General features: G+C 61.9%; 1 protein-coding gene and 2 pseudogenes. 1 reads left to right on the forward strand and 2 read right to left on the reverse strand.

Features of this window, described 5'->3' with window-relative positions; all coding sequences use genetic code 11:
• Positions 1 to 546 (forward strand): DNA-binding domain-containing protein (locus tag FEV53_RS20225; protein WP_281283567.1); only part of this gene is annotated, 546 nt, incomplete at its 5' end.
• Positions 547 to 960: 414 nt separating this feature from the next.
• On the opposite strand, the pseudogene FEV53_RS22300 reads toward FEV53_RS20225, so the two are convergent.
• A pseudogene (locus FEV53_RS22300) lies at positions 961 to 1194 on the reverse strand (hypothetical protein); the annotation flags it as partial.
• Positions 1195 to 1252: 58 nt separating this feature from the next.
• Positions 1253 to 1459 (reverse strand): annotated as a pseudogene (locus FEV53_RS22305) (transposase); the annotation flags it as partial.
• Positions 1460 to 1493: the final 34 nt, after the last annotated feature.

The following is a 1493-nucleotide window of genomic DNA, read 5'->3' on the forward strand; positions in this document are numbered from 1 at the left end:
GCGACGGTCTGGCGTTGGATAAAGCGGCTGGCGGAAGAGGGTGGGCGCAGCAGCGCGCTGGCTCCGCGAAAACGGGGCCGTCCGGCCGGTACGACCTTGATATCCGGCAAGGTCGAAGCGGTGATCGAAGAGCACCTTCGCCGGTATTACTTGCGCCGGGAGCGTTCGAGCCTCTCGCGCGCCGTGACAGAAATCCGCAGCGCGTGCTGGCAACAGGGCTTGCAGCCGCCGACACGGCGGACGGTTCAGCGTCGTCTGGATGCAATGGATGTCCGCGAAGTTGCGAAGGCAAGAGAAGGCGCAAAGGCTGCCCGCCAGAAATTTACGCCGGTCACAGGTGAAAACAAGGCCAGTCAGCCTTTGGAGATTGTGCAAATTGATCATACGCCCGCGGACATCATTCTTGTCGACAGCTTTGAGCGCCAACCAATTGGACGACCGTGGGTCACGCTGGCGATCGACATCGCAACGCGGTTGGTAACGGGATATTACAGACCGTGTTGCATAAACCATTCGTTGGTCGCAGCTCCCCCTTTTCCAGCCTGACCAGATGACACGCTCATAGGCCGCGCGACCGAGGTCGGTCATTCGGTTCAAGACATTGACGGCGATCACGGTTTCGAGTTTTTGGCTCTCCATATTTCGGCCTCGTAGCGCGGGTCCGATCACCTGCTTGTAGCGGCCGTTCTGGGCTTCAACGCGGGAACCCTGACCGTAGCCTGTTGCCTTCTGCCAGGCGATCCGGCCGCGGACGGCGATCATCTGGATATGGGCATTACGGACGTCGCAATCGCCGGGGACGGCGTTACCCGGTGGAGAATTGATCCGGTGGATCAATTCAGCCTCGAACGGGCGGAGCCCCGGAGGAATAACCAACTCCACATCTGGCCCGAAGGCTTCCTGTATCGTCGCTGCGGGTGGCGCGCCATCATAGGCGCCATCGCCGATGAAACGGCACACAACCCTCGCCACCTGAGCCAGCAACCCAGGCAGTGCGCCGGGATCACCGACATGCTCGGTGGTCAGGTTTGAGGTGACGATGTGACCGCTCTCCGGGTCGAGACCAATACGAAGTTTGCGCCATGTTCTCCGCGACTTCGGCAGCCCGTGCTTCTCGGCCATCCAGTCCCGACCGCCATGGATCCGAAGCCCATTCGCCATGGTCGCTCGAACCGATGGCGCGACATGGCTCATTATCCACGATGAGCGTGATTGGACCGCCTGTGGGTTTCCGGCCCGGCGCGATGTTCAACGATGGGGCGCGGCGGTAGAGCGTGGAGAAATCCGGCACGGGCAGGTCAATCCGCATGAGCCGCAGCAGGCTCCGGACAAACCCTTGCGTTTGACGAAGCGCCAGTCCGAACACGACGCGCAATGTCAGGCAGGCCTCGATCGCCAGGTCCGAATACTGCCGCTGCGCACCGCGTTTGCGAGAGGGCGGTGAGCTCCAGCCGGCCATCGCATCCTCGCTGAGCCAGACCGTCACATCACCG

It is taken from the genome of Palleronia caenipelagi (assembly GCF_007004065.1).
Taxonomy (GTDB): domain Bacteria; phylum Pseudomonadota; class Alphaproteobacteria; order Rhodobacterales; family Rhodobacteraceae; genus Palleronia; species Palleronia caenipelagi.